General features: G+C 75.7%; 23 protein-coding genes. 6 read left to right on the forward strand and 17 right to left on the reverse strand.

Annotation, left to right across the window (positions count from 1 at the left end):
* Nucleotides 1-187 precede the first annotated feature (187 nt).
* The 15 genes from AB0927_RS37695 to AB0927_RS37765 form a co-directional block, all read right to left on the reverse strand.
* Nucleotides 188-358, reverse strand: a complete 171-nt coding sequence (locus AB0927_RS37695; protein WP_366672354.1) for a hypothetical protein — start codon at nt 356-358, stop codon at nt 188-190.
* A 77-nt stretch (nt 359-435) separates the two neighbouring features.
* A complete protein-coding gene (locus tag AB0927_RS37700) occupies nt 436-1,680 on the reverse strand; it encodes an ANTAR domain-containing protein (protein WP_366672355.1) in 1,245 nt (414 codons plus the stop codon).
* Between the two features lie 97 nt (nt 1,681-1,777).
* On the reverse strand, nt 1,778-2,281 hold the full coding sequence (locus tag AB0927_RS37705; RefSeq protein ID WP_366672356.1) for an STAS domain-containing protein: 504 nt from the start codon (nt 2,279-2,281) through the stop codon (nt 1,778-1,780).
* Nucleotides 2,282-2,456: 175 nt separating this feature from the next.
* Entirely contained in the window at nt 2,457-3,365 is a 909-nt protein-coding gene (locus tag AB0927_RS37710) for a glycosyltransferase (RefSeq protein ID WP_366672357.1), read from the reverse strand.
* Complete coding sequence (locus tag AB0927_RS37715; RefSeq protein WP_366672358.1) at nt 3,362-4,318, reverse strand: glycosyltransferase; 957 nt, start codon at nt 4,316-4,318, stop codon at nt 3,362-3,364. The genes AB0927_RS37710 and AB0927_RS37715 overlap by 4 nt, the downstream gene beginning before the upstream one ends.
* Nucleotides 4,308-5,306, reverse strand: coding sequence for a glycosyltransferase family 9 protein (locus tag AB0927_RS37720; protein ID WP_366672359.1), 999 nt, complete (start codon nt 5,304-5,306; stop codon nt 4,308-4,310). Before AB0927_RS37720 ends, AB0927_RS37715 begins: the two co-directional genes overlap by 11 nt.
* An 88-nt stretch (nt 5,307-5,394) precedes the next feature.
* A complete protein-coding gene (rfaE2, locus tag AB0927_RS37725) occupies nt 5,395-6,858 on the reverse strand; it encodes a D-glycero-beta-D-manno-heptose 1-phosphate adenylyltransferase (RefSeq protein WP_366672360.1) in 1,464 nt (487 codons plus the stop codon).
* A complete protein-coding gene (locus AB0927_RS37730) occupies nt 6,855-7,526 on the reverse strand; it encodes an SIS domain-containing protein (RefSeq protein ID WP_366672361.1) in 672 nt (223 codons plus the stop codon). The genes rfaE2 and AB0927_RS37730 overlap by 4 nt, the downstream gene beginning before the upstream one ends.
* Nucleotides 7,523-8,755 (reverse strand): glycosyltransferase, encoded by a 1,233-nt coding sequence (locus AB0927_RS37735; protein WP_366672362.1) that lies wholly within the window; start codon nt 8,753-8,755, stop codon nt 7,523-7,525. The genes AB0927_RS37730 and AB0927_RS37735 overlap by 4 nt, the downstream gene beginning before the upstream one ends.
* Entirely contained in the window at nt 8,752-9,714 is a 963-nt protein-coding gene (locus AB0927_RS37740) for a glycosyltransferase (protein WP_366672363.1), read from the reverse strand. The genes AB0927_RS37735 and AB0927_RS37740 overlap by 4 nt, the downstream gene beginning before the upstream one ends.
* Nucleotides 9,711-10,730 (reverse strand): glycosyltransferase family 9 protein, encoded by a 1,020-nt coding sequence (locus AB0927_RS37745; RefSeq protein WP_366672364.1) that lies wholly within the window; start codon nt 10,728-10,730, stop codon nt 9,711-9,713. Before AB0927_RS37745 ends, AB0927_RS37740 begins: the two co-directional genes overlap by 4 nt.
* Nucleotides 10,727-11,269 (reverse strand): HAD-IIIA family hydrolase, encoded by a 543-nt coding sequence (locus AB0927_RS37750; protein WP_366672365.1) that lies wholly within the window; start codon nt 11,267-11,269, stop codon nt 10,727-10,729. The genes AB0927_RS37745 and AB0927_RS37750 overlap by 4 nt, the downstream gene beginning before the upstream one ends.
* Complete coding sequence (locus tag AB0927_RS37755) at nt 11,266-12,261, reverse strand: glycosyltransferase (RefSeq protein ID WP_366672366.1); 996 nt, start codon at nt 12,259-12,261, stop codon at nt 11,266-11,268. Before AB0927_RS37755 ends, AB0927_RS37750 begins: the two co-directional genes overlap by 4 nt.
* Entirely contained in the window at nt 12,258-13,892 is a 1,635-nt protein-coding gene (locus AB0927_RS37760) for a carbamoyltransferase C-terminal domain-containing protein (protein WP_366672367.1), read from the reverse strand. Before AB0927_RS37760 ends, AB0927_RS37755 begins: the two co-directional genes overlap by 4 nt.
* Nucleotides 13,893-13,921: 29 nt before the next feature.
* Entirely contained in the window at nt 13,922-14,929 is a 1,008-nt protein-coding gene (locus tag AB0927_RS37765; protein WP_366672368.1) for an NAD-dependent epimerase/dehydratase family protein, read from the reverse strand.
* Between the two features lie 466 nt (nt 14,930-15,395).
* Between AB0927_RS37765 and AB0927_RS37770 the strand changes: the two genes are divergently transcribed.
* Nucleotides 15,396-15,959 (forward strand): hemerythrin domain-containing protein, encoded by a 564-nt coding sequence (locus tag AB0927_RS37770; protein ID WP_366672369.1) that lies wholly within the window; start codon nt 15,396-15,398, stop codon nt 15,957-15,959.
* A gap of 13 nt (nt 15,960-15,972) precedes the next feature.
* Here the strand turns inward: AB0927_RS37770 and AB0927_RS37775 are convergent, their stop codons facing one another.
* A complete protein-coding gene (locus tag AB0927_RS37775) occupies nt 15,973-16,419 on the reverse strand; it encodes a DUF1772 domain-containing protein (RefSeq protein WP_366672370.1) in 447 nt (148 codons plus the stop codon).
* Between the two features lie 90 nt (nt 16,420-16,509).
* On the opposite strand from AB0927_RS37775, the gene AB0927_RS37780 reads away from it, so the two are divergent.
* Nucleotides 16,510-17,088 (forward strand): TetR/AcrR family transcriptional regulator, encoded by a 579-nt coding sequence (locus AB0927_RS37780; RefSeq protein ID WP_366672371.1) that lies wholly within the window; start codon nt 16,510-16,512, stop codon nt 17,086-17,088.
* A 712-nt stretch (nt 17,089-17,800) separates the two neighbouring features.
* Here the strand turns inward: AB0927_RS37780 and AB0927_RS37785 are convergent.
* Nucleotides 17,801-18,166 (reverse strand): DUF3040 domain-containing protein, encoded by a 366-nt coding sequence (locus tag AB0927_RS37785; RefSeq protein ID WP_366672372.1) that lies wholly within the window; start codon nt 18,164-18,166, stop codon nt 17,801-17,803.
* 252 nt (nt 18,167-18,418) lie between these two features.
* Here AB0927_RS37785 and AB0927_RS37790 point away from each other — a divergent pair, with 252 nt between their 5' ends.
* The 4 genes from AB0927_RS37790 to dhaL all read left to right on the forward strand — a co-directional run bounded on the left by AB0927_RS37790 (nt 18,419) and on the right by dhaL (nt 20,838).
* Nucleotides 18,419-18,562 (forward strand): hypothetical protein, encoded by a 144-nt coding sequence (locus AB0927_RS37790; protein WP_366672373.1) that lies wholly within the window; start codon nt 18,419-18,421, stop codon nt 18,560-18,562.
* The gene (locus AB0927_RS37795) at nt 18,562-18,996 is read left to right on the forward strand and encodes a hypothetical protein (protein WP_366672374.1); all 435 of its coding nucleotides are present in this window, start codon (nt 18,562-18,564) and stop codon (nt 18,994-18,996) included. The genes AB0927_RS37790 and AB0927_RS37795 overlap by 1 nt, the downstream gene beginning before the upstream one ends.
* 204 nt (nt 18,997-19,200) lie before the next feature.
* Nucleotides 19,201-20,193 carry a dihydroxyacetone kinase subunit DhaK gene (dhaK, locus tag AB0927_RS37800; protein WP_366672375.1) on the forward strand — a complete coding sequence of 331 codons (993 nt, stop codon included), beginning with the start codon at nt 19,201-19,203 and terminating at the stop codon, nt 20,191-20,193.
* Between the two features lie 45 nt (nt 20,194-20,238).
* Nucleotides 20,239-20,838, forward strand: coding sequence for a dihydroxyacetone kinase subunit DhaL (gene dhaL, locus AB0927_RS37805; RefSeq protein ID WP_366672394.1), 600 nt, complete (start codon nt 20,239-20,241; stop codon nt 20,836-20,838).

Here is a 20,838-nt window from a genome sequence, read left to right on the forward strand (position 1 = left end):
GGGGGGGGGGGGGGGCGGGCCCCCCCGTCCCGGGGGCGCAGCCGGGCCCCGGGGCCCGCCGCCGAGCCCGGGGGGCCCCCCCCGGGCCCGCGTCTGCCCGCGTGCGCGAGAGCGCGGGCGAAAACGGCGCGGAAAGGCCCCGGCGGACGCGTCGCCGCCGGGGCCGAGGGGACGTTTTCCGGGTCGGTCAGGGGTGGTCGGGCCGCTGCGCCGGAGGCACACCGCCGCCCTCTCCTCCGCCCTTCGGACAGGCGCCGCCGTCGCCGGGCCCCTGGCGGGCCTTGAGCTGCCCGCTGTCCTGCGGGGTGGCGCCTCCCTTGTCACTGCGCCGCTGTTCGGGCTGCTGCGGATCGGACATGCGCCGGACTTCCTCCGGGTGGTGCGTGCTCCGTGCGCGGTCCGGGTTCCCAGGGCGGCGCGCGTGACGCCTCCCGCTCACGGCCGGGTCAGCCGGTGGTGGAGGTGTTCGAGGGCGTCGAGGAGGACCGTGCGGTGGTACCAGCCCAGCCACGCCGCGGTGTCGCCGGCGAGCAGGCCGAGGGCCTCCGCCTGGGCGGAGGTCGGCCGGTGCCCGGCGTCGGGCCAGTGCACCGTGATCAGACCGGCGCAGCAGCCGGCCGAGGACAGCACCGGGACGCATTGCAGGGCCTGGGCGCCGGCCGCGAGCAGGGCGCGCCGGCTGTCCTCGGACAGCAACGCGTCGGTGGCCACGTCGGGCATGCTCACGCGTCGTCCACGGGTGCGGGCGACCGCCTCGGCCGTCCCCTCGTTGCGGCCGCGCACGAGGTGGTCGAGGTAGGCGTCCGCGCCGCCGTACCGGGTCTCCAGGGCGAGCGCGTTGACGGCGGCGTCGACGAAGAGCACGTGGCCGGCCGGGGCGCGGCCGATGGCCAGCGCCTCGCGGAGTACGGCGTCGATCATCTGCCCCCGGTAGCGGGGGTCGCGGTCGTGGCGGGCGAGGACGCGCAGCGGGGGCACGGGCAGCGGGCGGCGGCCGGGGAACCAGGTCGCGCCGTCGGGCGGGCGGGCCACGACGAGGGCGGAGGCGAGGACGCGCAACGGCACGTTGAACCGCTGGGAGGTCTCCCGCAGCACGCGGAAGGCGCCGCCGCTCTCGGGCAGGGCGTAGCGGGCCATGAGCATGCCCTGGGCCATGCCGATCACCGGGGCGGTGCGGACCCGGGCGCGCAGGGCGCGGACCTCCTGGTGCAGGTCCTGGTACGACGGCCGGAGCGGATCGGCCATCTGTGAGCGCCAGGCGGGCAGTTCCTCCACCTGGGAGGCGGCGCGGGCCAGTTCGCGCATGGCCTCGTCCAGGGTGGCGTACAGCTGGACGCCCTCCAGGCGGGCCAGGTGCACGGCCTCGCGGACGCCCGGCCGGGCCCGGACGATGATCAGGTCGGGGCGGCCGGTGCGGATCCGGGTGGTCTCGCTGAGGGTGCGCAGCACGGCGGCGCCGCCGAGCTGCACGTGGGCCATGTCGAGGACGGGCCGCAGCCCGGCGCGGTCCGCCTGTTCCAGATGGCCGCGCAGTTCCTCGGACCATGCCTGGGCGCCGTGCGCGTCCAGGGTGCCGGACATGCGCAGCAGCAGCGCGCCCTCGGCGGGCAGCCCCTCCACGACGGAGGACTCGATCACCAGGGGGGCCGGGGTGCCCGGCCGCGGCGAGGAGGCTTTCATGGCATCACCGGGGCAGTTCGGACGGGGGCCGGTGCGGCCGCTTCCTGGCCATGAACCTGACCTTGGACCACCACCTTGCACGGCGGTCGCCGCTCTCTCAACCGGACGCGGCGCGGGAGGAGTGGGGTGCGGGGTCCGCGGGTGCGGCGGAGTCGGCCCGCCCGGCCGTACCGGGGTGCTGGGGGCCGGTGGGCTCCACGGGGTGCAGGGCGGCGGCCAGGCTCGCGTGCACGCACAGCCCGCGCGGCACGGTCGTGTGCAGCGTCTCCCGGACGTGCGGCCGCGGCTGTACGACGGCCAGCGCGCGGCCGGTACGGGCCAGTGGCCCGGCCACCCGGTCCAGGGCGTGGAGCGCGGCGGCGCCGTCGAGGTACACCTCGGTGAGATCCAGGACGGGGTGTTCTCCGGCGCGCTCGGCATGCGTGACGTGGGCGGCGAGGGCGTCGGAGAAGGACGCCGCGTTGGACGCGTCGACCGTGCCGCGGGCCGACAGGACGCTGAGGAAGCAGCCGTCGGCACGGGGCTCACGCGCTGTCCGCAGGAGCAGGGGGGCGGTGCCGCCGGGGCGGACGCGGGCAGGGGAGGGCCGGCCGTGTTCCATGGAGTTCGGGCTTCCTGGGAGAAAGGATCAGCCGGCCGCGTCCTGACCGGGGCCCTCACTCTGCCCGCGCGCCGGTCCTCCGCGCAACGACTGTGCCTCGGGCGTGTCGGGGCGGGGGCATGGGCCGGACGGCGGGCGAACCGCCGGTGCGCGGCGGCCGACGTGCCAGGGTCCGTCAGCCGATGTAGCGGCGGGCCGGGGAATCGCGGCGGGCCCGTTCCAGCGTGGACAGGCGGTGTTCCAGGTCGGGGGGCACGGGGTCGCGTTGGCGCAGGACCCAGGGCAGGCCGGCGGTGGCACGGGCGAAGGCGCGCGCGGAGGCGGTGTCCCGGGGGACCGTGCGCATCAGGTGGCCGGTGCGGCGCAGCGCGGGCAGGAGCGGGCGGCGCAGCCAGGTGAACCACAGGGTGTTGCGCAGGCCGAGGACGCGCCGGGCCGTGCTGTCGCGCAGCGGGGAGGCCTGGTGGTGGATGGTGAGTTCCTCGGCGTAGGCGAACCACCAGCCCTGTCGCAGCAGGTCGCAGGCGAGCAGTTCCTCCTCCCCGCCGAGCCACAGGCCGGGGTGGAAGCCGCCGCCCGCGCGGAAGGCGGCGGTGCGCATCACCGTGGCGGCGGCGAGGAAGGAGCCGAGGGCCGGTCCGGGGAGCCAGCCGGGGCCGGGCAGGGGCGAGTCGCGCAGTTCGCGTACGACCGGGTCCTCCGTGCCGTCCGGCTCCACGACGATCCGCGCGGTGACGGCCGCGAGCCGGGGCCGGTCGTCCAGCAGGTCGGCGGCGCGGGCGAGGCTGCCGGGCTCCCACCAGGAGTCGTCGTCGCAGAAGGCCACGTAGGGGGTGCGGACGTGCCGGACGGCCAGGTTGCGGCCGACGGCCCCGAGGTTGCGGCCCGGGCGCAGCAGGGTCGCCCCCGGGAAGTCCCGGGCTACGGCCTCGGCGGTGCCGTCGGTCGAGCCGTTGTCGGTGACGATCACCTGGGGCCGCTCGGGGAGGCGTGCCAACTCGGCGAGGGTGCACAGCAGTTCGCCGCGGCGGTTGTGGGTGATCACGACGACGGTGGTCCGGTCGTCGGCCGGGGCGCGGCTCATGAGGCGCCGTCCCCGGGTCCGGCCGGCACCGCCGGTGCCCCGGCCGCCTGGCGGTCCAGCAGGCGGGCCGCGTGCTCGACCCGGGGCGGCAGCCGGTGGCGGCGGGCCAGCGTGGCGGGCAGCCGGGCCGCGGTCTCCCGCAGGGCCCGGCGGGCGCCGGGGTGGCCCGCGGCGGCGGCGAGCGCGAGGGCCCCGGCGGCGCGCAGGGCGACGGGCCAGGGCCGGCGCAGGCAGGCGGTGAGGACGTGGTTGCGCCGGACGAGGAAGGGGCGCCCGGTGCGGCCGTGGTCCTCGGGGTGGTGGCGGGCGCGCAGGGCGGGTTCGTAGGCCACGCCCCAGCCCTTCGCGGCGAGGTCGTAGGCGAGCAGGGTCTCCTCGCCGCCGAAGAAGAGCAGCGGGTGGAAGCCGCCCGCGGCGAGGAACGCCTCCCGGCGCACCACGCAGGCGCAGCCGAGGAAGCCGAGCACCGGGCGGCCGGGGAGGTCGGGCTCGGGTGGCAGGGGGGAGGCGGCGAGGACCGCGTTGAGGGGATCCTCGGCGGCCTCGTCGCCGACCAGGGTGCGGGCGGCGAGCAGGCCGAGCCGGGGGTGGCGGTCGAGGAGGTCGGCGGCGCGGGCGAGGCTGCCGGGGTCCCACCAGGAGTCGTCGTCGCAGAAGGCCACGTAGGGGGTACGGGCCTGCCGGACGGCCAGATTGCGGCCCACGGCACCGGTGTTGGCGGCGGGGCGCAGCAACCGGGTGAGCGCCGGGTGGCCGCGCACGGCCCGACGGGTGTGATCCTCGCGGGAGTTGTCCACGACGATGACCGGCGGCCGTTCGGGCAGCGCGGCCAGGGCGTCGAGGGTGCGCAGCAGGCTGGCGGTGCGGTCGCGGGTGATGATGGCGACGGTGATCCGGTGGTCGCCGCCCGGGGTGGGCTGCCGGACCCGGCTGGGGGCGGGCTCAGTTGGCATGGGCCACCTCCGGCCGCAGGGGTCCGCCGGCCGGGCGGTCGCGGTGCTGCCGCAGCAGCGTCAGACAGGCGGCGGCGACCTCGCCGGAGCCGATGCGCAGCAGGTGGGCGTCCGGGGTGCGGGCGTGCGGGTCGCCGGGTGGGCCGGGCTTCCACAGGGCCAGGTGGCGGGGGCTCGGCGGCGGGCCCCACAGGCGGGGGGAGACGGGGCCGAACAGGGTGACGGAGCGGGTGCCGTGGGCGTACGCCAGATGGGCGAGGCCGGTGTCGCCGCAGAGCACCAGGGACGCCCCGGCCACCAGCGCGGACAGTTCGGCCAGGGGCAGGCCGCCGGCCAGTACGTCCCGCGCGTGCGCGCCGCTTCGCTCGGCGACCGATCGGACGAGGGCCCCCTCCTCCGGGCCGCCGGTGAGGACCACGCGGTGTCCGGCGGCCCGCAGGCACCGCACGACGGCGGCGAACCGCTCGGCCGGCCAGCGGCGGGCGCCCGAGGCGGCACCGGGGTGCACGAGGACCGCGCCGGGTGCCGGTGAAGGTGTGGCGGGCGGGGGCAGGCGATGGTCGAGGGGGTCGGCTGGGATGCCGTAGTCGTGCAGGAACCCGCACCAGCGGTCCCGTTCGTGCTGCTGGGCCCGCCAGAGGGGGCCGTCCGGGCAGGCGTGGGCGAGCAGACGGCGCGGGCGCAGGGCGGCGAGGGCGTCGCGGCTCTCGGGGCCGTTGCCGTGCAGGTCGATCGCCACGTCGGGTGGCGGTCCGCTCCAGTGGGTGAGCGCGGGCACCGCGCGGCCCGGCGCCTCGGCCGGGAAGACGGCGTCCAACGCGCCCGTCTCCAGGGCGAGTCCGGTGAGCCCGGCGGGCTGCGCGAGCGCGATCCGGTGCCCGGGAAACCCCCGGCGGATGCCGCGCAACGCGGGCACGCCGGCCAGCAGATCGCCGAGGCCCAGCGCGCGCAGCACCAGGACGGTCGGGGGGTGGGGGGTGCGGATCACGGGGGTCCTCCAGCGGTACGGGATCCGGTGCCGGCCGGTGGGCGGGGGCGGGCCGGGTCCGGGGCGTCGGCGTGCGCGGCCCTGGGCCTCAGCCGCCCGTGTCACCGCCCCGTCTTCCCGGGCCCGTCGGGGACAGGGCCGCCCTGCGCGCCAGCCCCGTCGTGGACCGGCCGTCCAGGTACGGCAGCAGCAGGACCTGGCCGCCCCAGCTCTCCACCAGGGACTGTTCGGGCAGCGGGGTGCGGGCGTAGTCGCCGCCCTTGGTCCAGATGTGGGGGCGGAGATCGGCGAGGAGGCGTTCGGGGGTGTCCTCGTCGAAGACGGCGACCGCGTCCACGCATTCCAGGGCGCGCAGCACCCGGACCCGGTCGGCGACGGGGACCAGGGGACGGCCGTCGCCCTTGCGGCGGCGGACCGAGTCGTCGGAGTTGACGCAGACGATCAGGCAGTCGCCGGCCCGCCGGGCGGCCTGGAGGAGGGCGACGTGGCCGGCGTGCAGCAGGTCGAAGCAGCCGCCCGCGGCGACCACGGTACGACCCGCGGCCCGGACCCGGGCGGCGGTGCGCACGGCGTCCGCGGTGGTGTCGCCGTCGAGCGGGGCCGGCGCGGGCTCCTCGGGGCGTTCCCCGTCCCGCGGTGTCGCCACCGCGCGGGCGCCGCCCTCGGCGACGTACCGGGTGGCGGCGTGCACGGCGGCCTGGACGGCGGCTTCGGTGAAGGCGCCGTCGGCGAGCAGTCCGGCGGCGGCCGCGGCGAAGCGGTCGCCCGCACCGCAGGGGTCGCCGGCCGCGGCGGCCGGGGTCGGGACGAGCAGCGGGGTCTCGCCGTGGGAGAGCAGCGCGCCGCGTTCGCCGAGGGTGACGGCGACCGCCTGGACCTGCCAGCCGTGTACCAGGGCGCGCGCGTCCCGGGCGGCCGTGCGCAGCCCGGTGCCGCCGTCCGGCTCGCCCTCGTCGTCGGCAAGTTGCCGTGCGAGGACGCGGGCCTCGTGCGCGGAGGGCGTGACCAGGCGGGCACCCCGCACGGGGGGCCGGCCGCGCACATGGGGGTCCCAGACCACGGGCGCGGTCGTGCGGCACAGCGCGTCCCGCAGGACGTCGGCGGTGCCCCGGCCGTAGTCGGCGACCAGGACGCCCCGGGCCGCGGTGATCGCGGAGGCCGCCTGTCGGGTGGCCGCGCGGGCGCGTCCCTCGCCGTCGTCCAGGCGCAGCAGGGGGCGGTCCCCGGCCATGACACGGGTCTTGCTGCTCAGGCTGCCCGCCAGCGGCACCTCCACCAACTCCACGCGGCTTGCCAGGAGTTCGCGTAGGGCTTCGCTGGAGGGGTCGGTGCCGAGGGCGGTGACGAGGGTGACCGGGCGGCCGTCGGACGCGGCCAGGCAGGCGGCGAGCGCCGCGCCGCCGGGGCGGGAGCTGCGCCGGGTGTCGTGGACGACGGGCACGGGCGCGTCGGGGGCCAGCCGCTCGGCGTGGCCGCACAGGTCGTGGTCGAGGAGGGCGTCGCCCACGACGACCAGCGGCGTGCGCGGGGCGGTCGCATCGGTGTGTGTCATGTCCGTTCCCTCCGCAGGGCCACCGGCGCGCCGTCCAACAGGCGTCCCACGGTGCCTTGTTCGCCGTCGGCAGGGACATCCGTCCGGCCGTCCGCCTCCCCGCGCTCCACCGCCCGGTCGAACGCCTCGCACAGCATGTGCACGGCGACCAGGTGGAGTTCCTGCACCGTGGCGGCCCCCGGCGCGTCCACGCACAGGGCCTCGTCGGCGCCGCGCTGGAGCGGGTTGGGCGCCCGGCCGGTCAGCGCCCACACGGTCAGGCCGAGGCGGTGGGCGCGGTCGGCGGCGGACAGCAGGTTGGCGCTGGCGCCGCTGGTGGACAGCAGCATGAGCACGTCGCCGGGGCGGCCGTGGGCCGCGGTCTGGCGGGCGAACACCTCCTGGACGCCGTAGTCGTTGGCGATGGCGGTGGTGGAGGAGGTGTCGGCGTGCAGCGCGACCGCGGAGAACGGCGGCCGGTCGTCGCGGTAGCGGCCGACCAGTTCGGCGGTCAGGTGCTGGGCCTGGGCCGCGCTGCCGCCGTTGCCCGCGACCAGCAGCCGGGAGCCGCTGCCCAAGCGGCGGGCCAGTTCGGCGCCCCAGCGTCCGATGAGCGGGCCGCATCCGCGGAAGGTCTCCAGGGCCTTCAGCAGGTCGTCGCAGTGCGCGGTGCCGGTGACGGGCTTCATCGGACCACTCCGGAGAGCGAGGGGAGCGGGGCCACGGCGCCGTAGACCCCGGCCACGCCGTCGGCGACGCGGTCCCAGGTGTAGTGGGTCAGCACCCGGCGGCGGCCGGCCGCGCCGTAGCGGGCGAGGCGTCCGGGATCGTCGAGGAGGGTGCGCACGACGGCGCCGAGGTCGTGGTCGTCGTCGGCCGGGACCAGGACGCCGGTGGCGCCGTCCACGACGGTGTCGAGCTGGCCGCCGACCGCGGTGGCCAGCACCGGGGTGGCGCAGGCCATGGCCTCCAGCGGGACGATGCCGAAGGGCTCGTAGCGGGGCAGGGACAGCACGAGGTCGGCGCCGGCCATCAGCCGGGGCATCCGGGTCCGGCTCACCCCGCCGAGCAGGGTGACGCGGTCGGCCACGCCGTACTCCCCGGCCAGCGCGCGCAGGCGCTGCGCCTCGGGGTCGCCGCCGAGCAGGTCGGCCTCGGGGCCGCCCGCGATGAGGAGTTCGGCGTGGGGGACGCCGGCCAGGGCGCGGATGGCGCGGTCGAAGCCCTTGCGGGGCACGAGCCGGCCGACGGCGAGCAGCCGCCTGCGGGCCGTGGCCGCACGGGCACCCGCCAGGGGGGTGAACTGGTCGGGGTCGACCCCGCAGGGCACCACGCCGAACCGGTCCTCGGGCAGCCCCATGGCCTTGAGCTCGGCCACCTCGTCGCTGCACGTGGCGATGATCCGGGCGCACTCGTGGCCGATGGCCTCCTCGACGTCGAGGCGCTGCGGCGGGCTGGTGTCGGCGGCACCCTGGTAGCGCCGCTTGACGGTGCCGAGGGCGTGGTAGGTCTGCACGACCGGGACGCCGAGGCCGCGGGCGCCGTACAGGGCGGCCAGGCCCGACATCCAGAAGTGGGAGTGCACCACGTCGGGCGGGCTCGACGCCCACTGCCGGGCCAGGAACTCGCCGAACTCGACCATGTGCGGCAGGAGTTCGTCCTTGGGCACGGGCGCGGGCGGCCCGGCGGGCACGTGCACCACCTGCACGCCGTCGATGAGGGTCATCCGGTCCGGCAGGCCGGCCGAGTCCCGCCGGGTGTACACCGTGACCCGGTAGCCCCTTCTGGCGAGTTGCCGGGCGAGCTGGGCCACGTAGACGTTCTGGCCGCCCGCGTCCGGTCCGCCGAGCGCGGCCAGCGGGCTGGCGTGCTCGGAGACCATGGCGACGCGCCCGGCCGTGTGCGGTGTACGGCTCATCGGGTGACCTCCTTGATCAGGCGCTCCCAGTCGTCCAGGAAACGCCGTTCTCCGTATCGGGCGCGGGCCGCGGCCCGGGCCGCGTCGCCGGTCAGGCGCGCGTGTCCGGGGTCGGCGAGGAAGGCCCGTACGGCGTCCTCCAGGACGTCGAGGCGGTTGGAGACCACCCCGGCGCCCTCGGGTACGGCTTCGCGGACCTCGGTGGTGTCCAGCGCCACCACCGGCATGCCGAGGAACATGGCCTCCAGCAGGGACAGCCCGAGCGAGGTCCAGCGCACGGGATGCAGGTAGAGACGGCACCGGGCCATCTCGCGGTGGAGTTCGCGCTGGGGCAGGTCGCGGGTGCGGATGCGGTCGGGCGGCAGTGCGAGGTGGCCGGCGAGTGCCCCGGTGCGCATCCCGAAGACGTCCAGCGGCGCGCAGCGGGCGAAGCGGGGCAGCAGGTCGGTGCCGGTCGTACGGCCCCTGCGCACGGGGTCGTTGACGACGACGGCGGCGCGCCGCTCGGTGCCGGTCCACTGCCGTCCGGGGTCCACGATGCCGTGCTCGACGACCTCGGTGGGGGCCCGGCCGTTGTCCCACATCAGGCGGTTGAAGTGGGTGACATGGACAACGGGGATCGCCGACTGTTCGGCCAGGGGGTGGAGTTGGCGCTCCGGGGAGGCGTCGGGGCTGTTGTGCTCGACGTACACGGCGGGCACGTCGAGGCCGGGCCGGCGGCCGGTCCAGCGCCGGGCGAGGTCGAGTTCGTGCGGGCGTTGCAGGACCATCAAGTCGATGTCGTCCTCGTGGAGTTGGTCAGGGGTCCGGTCCCGCACGGAGGCCGGCCAGTCCCAGGTGACGGCGCGGCCGAGGCCGTCCGGTCCGCGGTCCTCGGTCACCGGGACCAGGTAGGTGTGGGGGCCCTGCACGAAGGTGGTGAGCCACGATCCGTGCACGTGCCAGACAAGGATGTTCATGCGTGCCCCTCCTGGATGAGCTTGTGCACCGCGCGCACCACGTCCTGCCCGGTGACCTCTTCCAGGCAGGGGTGGCCGGGCACCGGGCAGGCCAGGGCCCTGGTGCCCGCGCAGGGGGCGGACTGGTCGCCGAGCAGGATCATGGGGACGCCGTGGGGGGCCCAGCGTTCGGCGGGGACCACGGGTGCGAACAGGGAGACGACGGGGGTGCCGACGGCCGCGGCGAGGTGGGCGGGGCCGGTGTTCGCGCTGACGACCACGTCGGCCGTCCGCAGCACCCCGGCGAGGGTGCGGGGGCTGGTGCGGCCGCCGAGGTCCACGGCCGCCGTGCCGCTCACGTGCCCGGTGAGCGCCTTCTCGTGCGGGCCGCCGGTGACGACGACGCGGTGACCGGCGTCGGCGAGCAGCGTCACCGCCTCGGCGCAGCGGCGCGGGCTCCAGGCCCGGGCGGGCGCGCTGGCGCCGGGGTGCAGGACGACGTACGGGCCGTTGCCGGTCAGGCCGCTGGTGTCCGGGGGCGGCAGGACGCGCAGCCGTCCGTCGTCGCCGGGCGGGAGCGGGAAGCCCATCGCGGCGGCCGTGTCGAGGGCGGCCTCGGCCTCGTGACGGCCGGGCAGCCGGCGGTGGCGGACGTCGAGCAGCCGGCCGGGGTGGTCGACGCTGTCGGCGCCGATGGTGCCGATCCCGGCGAGGCGCAGCAGCAGCGCGGCGGGCAGCGGGCTCTGGTGGAAGGAGGTGAGGATCAGGGCGGTGTCGTACGCACGGCTCCGCAGCCGGTCGACCAGGTCGCCGATGTCCGCCGGGTCCACGGGGGGCGGCGCGAAGCCCTCCCAGGGCGCCTCCCAGACGAGGACGTCCTCGACGCCGGGCAGCATGCGGGCGGCGTCGGCGCCGCGCGGGCCGCACAGCATGGTCACGGAGGCGTGGTGGGCCGCGACGGCGCGCACGGCGGGTCCCGCGAGCAGGACGTCCCCGAAGCTGTCGAGCCGGACCACGAGCGCCACGTTGCCGGTCACCGCGGCCACCTCCCCGGGCAGGGGTCGAGGGCGGTGCGTACGGCGATCAGCACGTCGGGGGCGCTGTGCCGGGCGAAGCGCCGTACCTCGGCCGGCGCGGTCGCGTCGTTGGGGACGAGGACGCCGTGCGCGCCCGCCGCCCGGGCGGCCAGCACGTCGGCGGCGATGTCGCCGACGACCAGGCACGCGTCGGGCCGGACGCCGAGGCGTGCGGCGGCGGTGAGGATCAGTCCGGGCCGGGGCTTGCGGCAGGGGCAGCCGGCGTCCGGGGCGTGCGGGCAGTACAGCCAGGCGTCGAGCCCGCCGAGCAGTTCGTCGGCGCGCTTGTCGACCCGGTCGACGTCCTCGACGGTGAGCAGCCCGCGGCCGATGCCGGACTGGTTGCTGACCACGGCCGTCGGCAGCCCGGCGCGCCGTACGAGGGCGACGGCCTCGGCCGCGCCGGGCAGCGGGCGGACCCGGTCGGGGTCGCCGTTGTAGGGCACGTCGGCCACGAGGGTGCCGTCGCGGTCGAACAGCACGGCGGAGACGGTGGTCATCCGGCACCTCCCAGGGGCCGGACGTGCCGGTGGCGGACGACGCCGTGCAGCCAGTGCCGGACCGCGAGCGGCGGGATGAGCACGCTGGTGCCGAGCATCACGGCGATCTCGCGGGCGGTGCGGGGTCCGGGCAGGATGCGGGCGAGCGCGAACTCGGCGGTGCCGAGCGTCCACAGGCCGGCGCAGACGGCGGCTGCACGGTGACGGCCGGCCAGCGCGCAGCCGGCCCCCGCGAACGCGGCGCCGGTGACCAGGAGATGGCGGGGCAGCCGGCCGCGGGGTGCCTGGGCGCGGGCCCACCAGTCGCGGCCGTGCAGCCGGTTCATCAGCGCGTCGTCGGCGTTGCCGCGCTGCGCGGGCAGCGAGGCCCACCAGTGGGCCGGGCGGACCGGGTGCCGGGTGACGCGGCGGCCGCGCACGAGGAACCAGCCGGCCCGGCGGATGCGCAGGGCGAGGTCGGCGTCCTCGCGGAAGGCGCGCGGGAAGCGTTCGTCGAAGCCGCCGACCCGGGCGAGCGCGGCGGTGCGGTAGGCCATGTCGGCGGTGGCCCAGGCGGCGTTCTCCAGGCCCTTGGTGGTGCGTTCCCAGTCGGTGGGCCGGCGGTCCGGGGGCAGCGGGACCCGTAGCTGTCCCTGGATGCCGCCGGTGCCCTCGCCCGCCTGGCGCAGGTCGTCGGCGAGCAGCCGGGACCAGTCGGTCAGCACCTGGACGTCGTCGTCGAGGAAGACGGTCCAGGGGGTCTCGACGGTGCGCCAGCCGGCGTTGCGGGCGGCGGCCGGTCCCTTGCCGCCGGTGCGCAGGATCCGTATCCGGTCGAGCAGCGGCCCCGCGGCGGTGAGCGGCAGTTCGCCCTCGGTGCCGGGGCGGTCGTCCACGACGATCACCTCGTGCGGGGCGGGTCCCCCGGCCTCGGCGAGGGCCCGCAGGCACTCGGCGAGGCAGCGGCGGCCGATCGTCGGGACGACGACGGTGTAGGCGGGCGCGGCGGTCATGCGAAGGCCCTTCCCCGGCGGATCGCGAACGGGCCGAGCACCAGCAGGTCCACGGGCGCGGAGCCGAAGCACTCCAGGGCGTCGCGTGGGTCGTCGACCATGGGCCGGCCCGCCGTGTTCAGGCTGGTGTTGACCACGACCGGCAGTCCGGTGCGCCGTTCGAAGCCGTCGATCACGCGGGCCACCAGGGGCTCCTGGCCGCGGTCGACGGTCTGGATGCGGGCGGTGCCGTCGATGTGCACGACGGCCGGGATCCGGGGCTTCCAGTCGGCGGCCACGTCGTGCACGAACAGCATGTGCGGGCTGGGCAGCGGTCCGTCGAAGATCTCGGCGGCGCGTTCGGCGAGCACCATGGGGGCGACGGGCCGGAACTCCTCGCGGCCCTTGACCGCGTTGAGCCGCTCCAGGTTCTGCGCCCTTCCGGGGTGGGCGAGCAGCGAGCGGTGGCCGAGCGCGCGGGGCCCGTACTCGCTGCGGCCCTGGAACCAGGCCACGATCTGGTCGGCGGCGAGCGCCTCGGCGGCCGTCTCGGCGATGTCGACGGGCTCCTCGTACGGTACGGCGGCCCGCTCCAGCCACGCGCGCAGTTCGGCGTCGCTCCAGTCGCGACCGAGGGCGGCGCCCGGCATCGGCTCCACGGTGTCCTTCTGGCCGGCGACGTGCGCGGCGGCGCCGAGCGCCGTGCCGGCGTCCCCGGCGGCGGGCTGCACCCACACGTGCCGGAATCCGCTCTCGCGCCAGAGCCTCGTGTTGGCCACGCAGTTGAGGGCGACACCGCCGGCCATGGTGAGCGCGTCCTCACCGGTGCGTTCGCGCAGCCACCGCGCGAGGCCCAGCATGGCTTCTTCCAGGCAGAGTTGGGCGCTGGCCGCGAGGTCGGCGTGGTCCTGGCTCCAGGCGCCGCCGGCCGGGCGCGGCGGGACCAGTTCGGGCCAGGGCACCGGGCGGGCCCGGAAACCGCCCCGGTCGTCGGCGTGGACGTACTCCCGCAGCCGGCCGGCGAAGCGCGGGCTGCCGTAGGAGGCGAGGGCCATCACCTTGAACTCGTCGCTGCTGCGCAGGAATCCGAGGTGCTGGGTGAGGTCCTCGTAGAACAGGCCCAGGGAGTCGGGGAGTTGCTGGGTGGTGAGGACGGTCAGCTCGCGGTTGGTGTAGCGGCCGGCCAGGTGGGAGCCGCATTCGCCGCGGCCGTCCAGGACGAGGACGGCGCAGTCCGGGTACGGCGAGACGGGCCCGGCGGAGGCGGCGTGCGCGATGTGGTGCGGGACGAACCTGACCTTGGCCGGGTCCAGGCCCGGCAGGGCTTCGGCGAGGAACTCCGGTGCCCTGCGGGCGTATTCCTGGCGCAGGTGGTCGAAGGGGTCGTGCAGGCCCAGTTGTTCGGCGGGGCGGGCCAGCGACGGATCGTAGGAGTAGGCGACGGCGTCCAGGTCGGCCGGGGTGAGTCCGGCCCGGTCGAGGCACCAGCGGGCCGACCGTTCGGGCAGTTCCCAGGCGGAGAAGGGGACGGGCCGCTTGCCGTGCTTGCGGCGCGAGAACCGCTCCTCCTCGGCGGCCGCCACGACCCTGCCGTCGGTGAGGAGGGCGGCCGCGGGGTCGTGAAAGAGGGCGTTGATTCCGAGGACGTGCATGCGCTGTCTCCAGGGCGGCTGGGGGACGCTCAGGTCTGGGGGGCCGGCTGCTGGGCGCTCGGCACCGGCTGCGGGGTCCGGGCCGCGAAGTAGGCGATGGTCTGCTTCAGGCCCTCCTCCCAGGGGATCTGCGGTGCCCAGCCGAGCAGTTCGCGGGCGAGCGTGGTGTCGGGCCGGCGGCGGCCGGGGTCGTCCACGGGCCGGTCGACGAAGGCGATGGGCGAGCGGGAGCCGGTGAGGGCGACGATGCGGCGGGCCAGGTCGGCGACGGTGATCTCGTCGCTGCCGCCGATGTTCACCGGCCGCACGGACCTGCTCGTGGCCACCCGCAGCACGCCGTCGACGGTGTCGTCCACGTAGCACAGCGAGCGGGTCTGGCTGCCGTCGCCGGTCACGGTGACCGGCTCCCCGGACAGCGCCTGGCAGATGAAGGTGGGCACGGCGCGGCCGTCGTGGGCGCGCATCCGGGGCCCGTAGGTGTTGAACAGCCGCACGATCCCGGCGTTGGCCTCCCGGGCGCCGGCGTGCGCGGTGACCAGGGCCTCGGCGAACCGCTTGGACTCGTCGTAGACGCTGCGCGGCCCGACCGGGTTGACGTTGCCCCAGTACCCCTCGTGCTGCGGGTGCACCTGCGGATCGCCGTACACCTCGGAGGTGGAGGCCAGCAGGAAGCGTGCCCCGTCGCGTTCGGCGAGGCCCAGGGCGTTGCGGGTGCCGAGGCTGCCCACGTCCAGGGTCTCCAGGGGCATGCGCAGATAGTCGGCGGGCGAGGCCGGGCAGGCGAAGTGCAGCACCAGGTCGTACGGGCCCGGCAGCCGCTCGGCGCACTCGGGCTCGGAGATGTCGCAGTACACGTACCGGAAGCCGGGCCGCTCCTCCAGGTGGGCCACGTTCTCCCGGCGTCCGCAGGCCAGGTTGTCGGCGCAGTCGACTTCGACGCCCGAATCCAGCAGCCGCTCGCACAGATGGGAACCGAGGAAGCCGGCGCCGCCGGTCACGAGCGCGCGCCGCCAGATAAAGGGTGTGTCACCGGTCATGGGGCTTTCCTTTGTCCGTCCTGCGTCCACGGGCGCCGATGTCGATACGTCGATGTCGATGCGCCGGCATCGATACGCCGATGTCGTCGGCGTCCCGGGAACGCTCCCGCGTGGCATGCGAGGCACGCCTTGCCGCCGGGTCCGGCGTCACCGGCCCGTCGCGCGGGGGGAGGTCAGGGTCTCGGGCCCCCGCTGATCGGGAGGACCGCCCTGATGCGGCCGCCGCTGTCTGGACGGCACTGGCAGCGGAGTTCCCCTGCCAGTTGGCTTCACACGTTGGAGTCAATTGTCGGGCGGGGTCGGGCCCCGCGCGACTCCGATCACCGAAAGCGCAGGCGGGAGGCCCTGCGCGGCGGGCCTGCGGGGGGCGGGAGCGGGCGGGAGTCGTGTAGCGGCCGTCACCCAGGGCACTCGGTGCGGCGGCGAACGGCCGGACGGCCGTCGCGTTGATCAGGAGGTGACGGACATGGGTCATGGCGGGAACGTCGTGCAGGAACTGACCACCGACCACCGCGAGGTGGAGCAGCTCTTCGGTCGCATCGAGGCACTGCCGCCCGGTTCGCCGGAGCGCAGGGAACTGGCCGACGAGGTCACGATCGAGCTGGTGCGTCACTCGGTCGCGGAGGAGGCCTACCTCTACCCGGCGGTGCGCAAGCACGTCGACGGCGGGGAGGCCCTCGCGGACAAGGAACTGGAGGATCACGCCCAGGCCGAGCAGATCATGAAGGACCTGGAGGGGCTCCCGGCGGACGATCCCCGGTTCGACACCCTCATGGCGCGGCTGGTGAGCGAGATCCGGTCCCATCTGACGGACGAGGAGGGGAATCTCTTCCCGAAGCTGGAGGCCGCCTGTTCGGCCGAGGCCCTGATGGACCTCGGGGACAAGGTGCGGCGGGCGAAGAAGACTGCTCCGACCCGCCCGCACCCCTCGGCACCGGACACTCCCCCGGCCAACAAGCTGCTGGCCCCCGGCGCCGGGCTGGTCGACCGGCTGCGGGACGCCCTGTCCGGGCGCGGAAAGGGCAGCTGAACGCGCCGCGGGCTCAGGCGAGGGCGGCGACCAGCAGGGCGAAGGCGGCGATGAGCACGGCGACGCGGACGTGGTGGAGGCGGTCCCAGCGGTTCGTCTGCTCCTTCCAGTCCTCGGGGCGGTTCTCGGGGGTCCACGTCTTGCCCCGGTTGTTGATCGGGACGAGCAGCAGGACCGACATGATCACGCTGACGAGCAGCAGCACGCCGGCGGCGACGGCGAGACCGGTGCCGTGCCGGTGCCGGCCGGCGACGGCCCAGACCACGACGAGGACGAGCGAGGCGATGTACCAGACCGGCATCACGGCGCCGAGCATCCGGCCCCCGTGGGCGCGGCCGAGTTGGCCGCTGTCACCGGGGAGCGCGTCGAGGATCCGGTTGATGACGAAGGCGACGGAGAACTCCACGCCCACCATCACGCCGAAGACCACGGTGGTGAAGACCTCAAGTGCGTTGAGCATGTGACTCCCCTTGGGATCTAGCGCCGCTAGATAATGAGACAACGCTAGCACTGCTGCCGCTCGATTGTCTAGCAGTGCTAGAATCGACCTATGTCGGTACAGGAACGCAAGGAGCGCGAACGGGCGGGCCGCGAGCGCCTCATCGTGGCGACGGCCCGCGAACTCGCCGAGGAGCAGGGCTGGGACGCGGTTACCACCCGCCGGCTCGCCGAGCGCATCGAGTACAGCCAGCCCGTCCTCTACAGCCACTTCCGCGGCAAGCGCGAGATCATCGGCGCCGTCGCCCTCCAGGGCGCCACCGAGATGGCCGCGACGGTGCGGGCCGCGACCACCGCCGCGAACGGCCCGCGTGCCCGGGTGTACGCCCTCGCCCGCGCCTACCTCGACTTCGCCGAGCGCAACCCGGCGGTCTACGACGCCATCTTCCAGCTCGACGGCGGTCTCGCGTACGCCCAGGAGGACACCCCGGAACCTCTCAAGGACGCCTTTGCCGCCCTGTTGGAGAGCCTCGGTGAAGTTGCCGGGGACGGCGTCCACCCGGGACTGTTCACCGAGACGTTCTGGGCGTCCCTGCACGGCCTAGCCACCCTGACCCGGGCGGGACGGCTACCACCGGAGGACGCGGAGCGGAGGGTGGAACTGCTGGTGAACCGACTCGCCAGGCTCTGACACACCGTCCGGGCGGGCACGCAGCGGGGCCTGGGCCGCCCGTGGCGGGCGCGGGAGAGGGGGCGGACCCAGCGCCGGGGCGTGGACGGGCTCGGGACGGGATGGGCCGAGGGCCGGGGCGGAACGGCGAAGCCCGAAGGGGGATGGATCGCCCGGCGCCGGAACCGACGGGGGCGAAACGGGGCCGGGGCCAAGGACGGCGCCGCCGGCTCAGGCCGGAGCCAAAGGCCGAGGACCAGGCCCGAGGGCCGCGGCCGAGGCCAGAGCCGGGACCGAGGGCCGGAGCCCGGTGGCCGGAGCCGGGAGCCGAGGGCCCGGGGGTTGGGGCCTCGGTCGCTTCCCTCCGCTACGGGCCGGGGGACGAAGGCGGCGCCGCCGACTCAGGCCGGGGCCGAGGGCGGGCCCAGAGGCCGAGGCCAGTGTCGGGCCCGAGGGCCGGGGATCGGGGCCGGAGACCGGGGCCGGTCGAAGGCTGCAACCGAGGGCCCGGGGCCGGAGCTGGGGCGAGGCCGGGGGCGAGGGCCGCCCGGGTCGGGGGCCGGAGCTGGGCCCGGGGCCGGAGCCGGGGTGGGCCCGGGGCCGAGGCCGGGAGCCGAGGCCGGGAGCCGAGGCCGGGAGCCGAGGCCGGGAGCCGAGGCCGGGAGCCGAGGCCGGGAGCCGAGGCCGGGGGCCGAGGCAAGGCCGGAAGCCAGGGCCCGGCGTCGGCGTCGGGTCAGAGCCAGGAGGTGAGCCGTTCGCCGGGGTGACCCCGGCGGCGGGCCGCTCGGCACAGCAGGCGGAAGGACTGGAAGAGGGTGAACGGCCACAGCACCGCGAAGCACCACAGCAGCCCGGGGTCCGAGGTGCGGATGCCCATGACCGCGCAGAACGCGGACGCGACGGCCAGCAGCAGCACCCCCACCGGCAACCAGACCCCCCGGTGGGCCCGGTCCCCCTGTTCCCGGTGTGCCCCGCCCTCCATCCGGCGGGCGAACCCCCGGTCCTGGCGCAGGTGCGCCTCGATCTCCAGCAGGGCCAGCCGCTCGCGCGGTGACAGCCGTGTCTCCTCGCGCTTGTCCCACATCTCCCAGTCGTCCACGGCGACGGCACCTCCTCCGCGTTCGGCGGCATCCGCGGTCCCGAGTTCCCTGGGCGGACCGGGCGAAGCAGGGCCGCACTGTTCGCGAGGTTGTGTCACGGACAGCGATACACACAGGCCCGCACCGCACGTCGACGCACCGCAACCAGATTCACTTTCCGGACACGCGGTGGGGAAGAAGCACAAAAGCGAGATTTCCGAGTTGGCGCGCGACGGCCACAGGTACGGTCGCTGCCCAGGGAGTTGCCGAGCATGTCATCTGCTCAGCAGGGGATCACTGCTCCCCACATCACCAAGGATCAAGGGGAACACCGCCCGATTCGCGACGACTTCGCGCGCACCCAGGAGGACGACGCCGGTCAGGTGTCCTCGCCGCCGAGGACCACGAGGCGCTGATGAACCTGCTCGGCACCGACGCGCGGGAGCGGCCCGACCGAGGCACCCGCTCTGGCACCCCGCTCCACCGCCGCGTCCCCACCGCCGTCGCGGACCCTTCCCCATCCCGTTTCCCGCCGCCCCGCGTCATGGTGGTCTGCCACGCCAGCGGGATGCGCGGCGGACTCCCCCACTTCGGTGAGGCGCTGCGGCGGGGGCAGGAGCGCGCGGACGGGGTGGCGGAGGCGTTCCGCTCGGCGCTCGCGGTCCACCTGGAGCGGCTCCAGGCCGGCGGGGAGACCGTCACGCTCCTGGCGGACATCGAGGTCACCGCCCGCTCCGAGGGCAACGCGCCGCCCCACGGCACCGCCTCGGACCCGGACCCGGCGGCCGCGCGCCGGCAGCCGTTCGTCGTGGTCGAGCTGCCCCGGCCGGAAAGGGGTGACGGACGGTGAGCGCGACCGTCCGGGCCACGACGCCCGCCGCCGGGGCGGGTTCGGCCGGTGCGCGGCCGGGCAGAATGCCGCAGCGCACATGACCTTCGCGGCCACAAGACCGATACTGAGGTGCAAGGCTCCGACCACTTACCTGGTCCCACCCGGCCCGAGCGGGCAGAACGCCGGTCAGGGACCACCTGCCGAGCTTTCTGGGAGACGGGCATGAAGATGTTGATCAACGTGCCGGAGACCGTCGTGGCGGACGCGCTGCGCGGGATGGCCGCCGCGCATCCGGACCTGACGGTGGACGTGGAGAACCGGGTGATCGTGCGCCGGGACGCCCCGGTGCACGGGCAGGTCGCCCTGGTCTCCGGCGGCGGGTCGGGGCACGAGCCGCTGCACGGCGGGTTCGTCGGTCCCGGCATGCTGTCCGCCGCCTGTCCGGGTGAGGTGTTCACCTCCCCGGTGCCGGACCAGATGGTGCGCGCGGCGGCCGCCGTGGACAGCGGCGCCGGGGTGCTGTTCGTCGTGAAGAACTACACCGGCGACGTGCTCAACTTCGACATGGCGGCGGAGCTGGCCGAGGACGAGGGCATCCAGGTCGCCAAGGTGCTGGTGAACGACGACGTGGCGGTCACCGACAGCCTCTACACCGCCGGCCGGCGCGGCACCGGGGCGACGCTGTTCGTGGAGAAGATCGCGGGCGCCGCGGCGGCCGAGGGGCGGCCGCTGGAGCAGGTGGAGGCGATGGCCCGCCGGGTGAACGAGAACTCCCGCAGCTTCGGCGTGGCGCTCAGCGCCGTGACGACCCCGGCGAAGGGCAGCCCCACCTTCGATCTGCCGGTCGGCGAGCTGGAGTTGGGCATCGGCATCCACGGCGAGCCGGGCCGGGAGCGGCGGCCGATGATGACCTCCGGCGAGATAGCGGACTTCGCGGTGAACGCGGTCCTGGAGGACATGCCCCCGCACAACCCGGTGCTCGTGCTGGTCAACGGCATGGGCGCCACCCCGCTGCTCGAACTGTACGGCTTCAACGCCGAGGTGCAGCGGGTGCTGGCCGAACGCGGCGTCGCCGTGGTCCGCACCCTGGTCGGCAACTACGTCACCTCCCTGGACATGGCCGGCGCCTCGGTGACGCTGTGCCAGGTCGACGAGGAAATGCTGCGACTGTGGGACGCGCCGGTGCGCACCCCGGCGCTGCGCTGGGGGATGTGATACGGCGGTACAGGTCTCAACGCTCTTACTATGCTTGGAGGTCCAGTGCTCGACGCCGACTTCTTCCGCCGTTGGATGACGGCGACCGCCGCGTCCGTCGACCGCGAGGCGGTCCGACTCACCGCCCTCGACTCGGCCATCGGGGACGCCGATCACGGCAGCAATCTGCAGCGCGGGTTCACGGCCGTGCGGACGACGCTGGAGAAGGAGGCGCCGGACACGCCGGGCGCCGTCCTGGCTCTCGCCGGGCGTCAGCTCATCTCGACGGTCGGCGGCGCCTCGGGGCCGCTGTACGGCACGTTGCTGCGCCGGACCGGCAAGGCGCTCGGAGAGAGCCCGGAGGTCAGCGCGGAGCAGCTGGCCGAGGCGCTGCGGGCGGGGGTGCAGGGGGTGATGAAGCTCGGCGGGGCGGCCGCCGGCGACAAGACCATGGTCGACGCCCTGCTGCCGGCCGTGGAAGCGCTCGGAGAGGGATTCACCGCCGCCCGTGCCGCCGCCGAACAGGGTGCGGAGGCGACCGTCCCGATGCTGGCCCGCAAGGGCCGGGCGAGTTATCTGGGCGAGCGCAGCATCGGCCACCAGGATCCGGGCGCGACGTCGTCGGCACTGCTGATCGCCGCGCTCGCCGAGACGGCGGAGGGCTGA

Origin of the sequence: Streptomyces sp. NPDC048106 (assembly GCF_040706415.1) — a bacterium.
In the GTDB taxonomy this organism is placed as follows: Bacteria; Actinomycetota; Actinomycetes; order Streptomycetales; family Streptomycetaceae; genus Streptomyces.